The organism is Kitasatospora sp. NPDC091257, assembly GCF_044757675.1.
Taxonomy (GTDB): Bacteria; Actinomycetota; Actinomycetes; order Streptomycetales; family Streptomycetaceae; genus Kitasatospora; species Kitasatospora lactacystinica.
On record NZ_JBIVVI010000999.1, the window covers coordinates 1 to 3440 of the forward strand.

General features: G+C 74.4%; 4 protein-coding genes and 1 pseudogene. 1 reads left to right on the top strand and 4 read right to left on the bottom strand.

Features of this window, described 5'->3' with window-relative positions:
* From ACIQOV_RS33330 to ACIQOV_RS33345, 4 genes and pseudogenes are all read right to left on the bottom strand, one after another.
* Positions 1-306 (bottom strand): annotated as a pseudogene (locus ACIQOV_RS33330) (glycosyltransferase family 1 protein); the annotation flags it as partial.
* Positions 303-1520: a glycosyltransferase family 4 protein gene (locus ACIQOV_RS33335; protein ID WP_401054491.1), complete on the bottom strand. Its 1218-nt coding sequence runs from the start codon at positions 1518-1520 to the stop codon at positions 303-305. The gene ACIQOV_RS33335 and the pseudogene ACIQOV_RS33330, both read right to left, overlap by 4 nt.
* A gap of 109 nt (positions 1521-1629) precedes the next feature.
* Positions 1630-1818 (bottom strand): DUF1508 domain-containing protein, encoded by a 189-nt coding sequence (locus ACIQOV_RS33340; protein WP_359898239.1) that lies wholly within the window; start codon positions 1816-1818, stop codon positions 1630-1632.
* A 137-nt stretch (positions 1819-1955) separates the two neighbouring features.
* Positions 1956-2633: a TetR family transcriptional regulator gene (locus ACIQOV_RS33345; protein ID WP_401054492.1), complete on the bottom strand. Its 678-nt coding sequence runs from the start codon at positions 2631-2633 to the stop codon at positions 1956-1958.
* Positions 2634-2714: 81 nt separating this feature from the next.
* On the opposite strand from ACIQOV_RS33345, the gene ACIQOV_RS33350 reads away from it, so the two are divergent.
* Positions 2715-3440, top strand: a 726-nt coding sequence (locus tag ACIQOV_RS33350) for an SDR family NAD(P)-dependent oxidoreductase (protein ID WP_401054493.1), incomplete at its 3' end; no start/stop codon positions are given.

Sequence of the window (3440 nt, forward strand, 5' to 3'; positions counted from 1 at the left end):
GGTGACGACCACCCCCTGCTCGGTCTCCTCCTCGGAGCGCCGCTCCCCGGGGACGATCAGCACCGGACGGTGCCCGGCCGCCCGGTACCCGGCGCCGAGGTGGCGCAGCGCGGTGCGCAGGCCGCCGGAGACCGGGGTGACGAAGTTGGCCAGCCGGACGATCGTCAGCGCCTCGTCGGCCCTGGGCGCGTGGTCCGCCCTCGGCGCGTCGTCGGCCCTGGGCGCCCCGGCGGTAGGCCGAGAAGCCCCGGCGGTCGGCCGAGCCCCGCCGGTCGTCCGTGCGCTGCCGTCGGGAACGGGGGTCATGCCGGCAGCTCCTCCGGCAGGACGGGCGCCACCGGTTCGACCGGCGCGGGGGCGGCGGCCGGCATCGGCAGCCCGCGGTGTTCCGCCAGCACCTCGGCGTAGTGCCGCAGCAGCAGGTCCCCGACCGCCTCCCAGGTGCGTGCGGTCACCTCGGCCCGGCCGGCCTGCCCGTACCCGGCCCGCCGCGCCGGGTCGGCGGCGAGCTCGGCCACCGCGCGGGCCACCGCCGTGCCGTCCCGGGGCGGTACCAGCAGGCCGGTGCGGTGGTGGGCGACGAGGTCCAGTGGTCCGCCCGCCGCTGGGCCGATCACCGGTACGCCGCTGGCCATCGCCTCCTGGATGGTCTGGCAGAAGGTCTCCAGCGGGCCGGTGTGCACGAAGACGTCCAGGGTCGCGAAGCAGCGGGCCAGTTCGTCACCGGTGCGCCGGCCGAGGAACACCGCGCCCGGCATCGAGGCCTTCAGCCCGGGCGCCGAGGGGCCGTCCCCGACGACCACCACCCGTACTCCGGGCAGTGCCGAGGCCGCGGCCAGCAGGTCGACCCGCTTCTCCGGGGCCAGCCGTCCGACGTACCCGACCAGCACCTCCCCGCCGGGGGCGAGCGCCCGGTGCAGCGCCTCGTCCCGGTGCCGGGGGTGGAACCGCACCGAGTCCACCCCGCGCGGCCACAGCTGCACCCGCGGCACCCCGTGCGCGGTCAGGTCCTGGGCGGCGGGGGTGGAGGGCGCCAGGGTGCGGGCGGCGGCCCGGTGCACGGCCCGGATCCGCCGCCAGGCGGCGGCCTCCCCGAGCCCCCGCCCGGCCCGGTAGGCGTGGGCGTAGCCGGCCAGGTCGGTCTGGTAGACGGCCACGGCGGGCACCCCGAGCCGCGCCGCGACCTGCATCCCGCGCGCGCCGAGCACGAAGGGGCTGGCCAGGTGGACGATGTCCGGACGGTGCCCGGCGATCGCGGCCGACAGTTGCCGGCTGGGCAGGGCGATCCGCACCTGCGGGTATCCCGGCAGCGGGACGGACGGGATGCACACCACGGGAATCTCGCCCGCCGGGGTGCCGCCGAAGGTCTCCGGCGGGCATTCGGCGCCCCGCGCCGGTGCGGGGGTGACGACGAGGGGCCGGTGGCCCCGGCGGACCAGGTGCTCGGCCGTCCGCAGCACGCTGTGGGCGACTCCGTTGACCTCGGGCGGGAAGGATTCGGTGACGATGGCGACGCGCATGCCAGTGTTCTGTCCGCGTCCGGCGTGCACCCGGCCAAAGGGATCTGTCGTAGAGGAGAACGCGGGTCGGCGATTTGCACTGCCGACCCGCGGCGCGGTTCGCGTCCGGTCACACGGACCCGGCGGTCTCCTTGAGCTCCGCGTACGGCGCGAGCTTGCGGATCGACTCGATGCTCCTCAGGCAGTCGTCCTTGCTCTCCTGCGGGTCGCCGGTCACCACGATCGCCCCGTTGCTCGCCTTGAGTCGGAACCGGTGCATGCCGCCCTCGTCCACGTACAGCTCGAATTTGCCAGCCATGCCAGAAACAGCCTTCCGCTCGGTTGACCCCCTGGCACCGGAACCTAGGGTCAAATCCCTTGTGCGGCACGTCAGATGATCCATCCGAGTGCACCGGAACGGGAGTTGGCGCGGGCCGAACGGTCCGGGCGGGCGGGTCAGCCGCGCGGCTCGGCCCGGCCGGCGGCCAGCCCGGTGGCGGTGGCGGTCAGGATGCGGGCGAGCCGGGGTTCGACCTCGATGACGGCGTGCGCCAGCCGGGGGTCGGTGCGGTAGAGGGCGGCGACCTCGGCGCCCGGGTTCGCGATCTGCCACATGGCCCCGGCGAGGGAGACGGCGGTGGCGATCAGGTCGGTGACGTCCTGGTCGTCCAGTGCGGGCAGTTGTTCGCGGACGGCCGCGCCGATCGGTTCGCGGGCGGCGAGCGTGGCGAGCTTGAAGTCGCGCACCGCGTCGGGCGAGACGTTGCGTTCGAGGTTGAGCGGGGCGTGGGCGAGCAGGTCGCAGAACATCCCGCGGGCGGCGAGCGTGGTGGCGAAGGCCCGCGCCACGGCGGCCGGGCCCGGCTCCGCGCTCTCCCGCAGCCGCGCGGTCAGCGCGTCCGACCACTCCGCCCAGCCCTCGGCGGTGAGCCGCAGGAAGATTTCCTCGCGGGTCTCGAAGTACCGCAGCAGCGCCGACTTGTGCATTCCCACCGCGGCGGCGATGTCGGTCAGGGTGACGTCCCTGATGCCGTGCTCGTGGCCGAGCGAGCGGGCCGCGGCCAGGATCGCGGCCTCGCGCCGGCGTTTGGCCTCGGGCGAGCGTGCGCGCTGGAACTCCGATGCTGCATCCACCCGCCCATGGTAGGGCAACACCGTTGCCGTAATACCGCAACACCGTTGCGCTAATAATGCAACGGTGTTTTACTAGATGGCATGGAGCAGAACACGGAACAGACCTGGTTCATCACCGGCAGCTCGCGCGGCTTCGGTCGCGCCCTCGTCCGCGCCGCGCTCGAAGCCGGCGACCGGGTGGCCGCGACCGCCCGCCGCCCCGAGCAACTCGCCGACCTCGCCGAGGAGTTCGGCGACCGGATCCGCCCGATCGCGCTGGATGTCACCGACCCGGCGGCCGCCCGGGCCGCCCTCGCCGAGGCGCACGCCGCCTTCGGCCGGATCGACGTGCTGGTGAACAACGCCGGATACGCCAACGTCTCGCCGATCGAGACCACCGAGGACGCCGACTTCCGCGCCCAATTCGAAACCAACTTCTGGGGCGTCTACCACGTCACCAAGGCCGCGCTCCCGCTGCTGCGCGAGCAGAAGGGCGGTCTGGTCGTGCAGTTCTCCTCGATGGGCGGCCGGGTCGGCGGATCCCCGGGCATCGCCTCGTACCAGGCGGCGAAGTTCGCCATCGACGGGTTCAGTCGGGTGCTGCGCGCCGAGACCGCGCCGTTCGGCGTGCGGGTGCTGGTGGTCGAACCCAGCGGCTTCCGCACCGACTGGGCCGGCTCCTCGATGGTCGTCCACGACGTCCCGGAGGCCTACGACGAGACGGTCGGCGCCGTGAACAGGCGGCTGCGGCAGGGGGGCGACGGCGCCGCGGGCGACCCGGTCCGGGCCGCCGAGATCCTGGTCCGGGTGGCCAAGCGGCGCGACATC

Excerpts from the sequence above, each read along its gene's own strand:
- ACIQOV_RS33340 (WP_359898239.1), bottom strand. The coding sequence starts at position 1,818 with ATGGCTGGCAAATTCGAGCTGTACGTGGACGAGGGCGGCATGCACCGG.
- ACIQOV_RS33335 (WP_401054491.1), bottom strand. The coding sequence starts at position 1,520 with ATGCGCGTCGCCATCGTCACCGAATCCTTCCCGCCCGAGGTCAACGGA.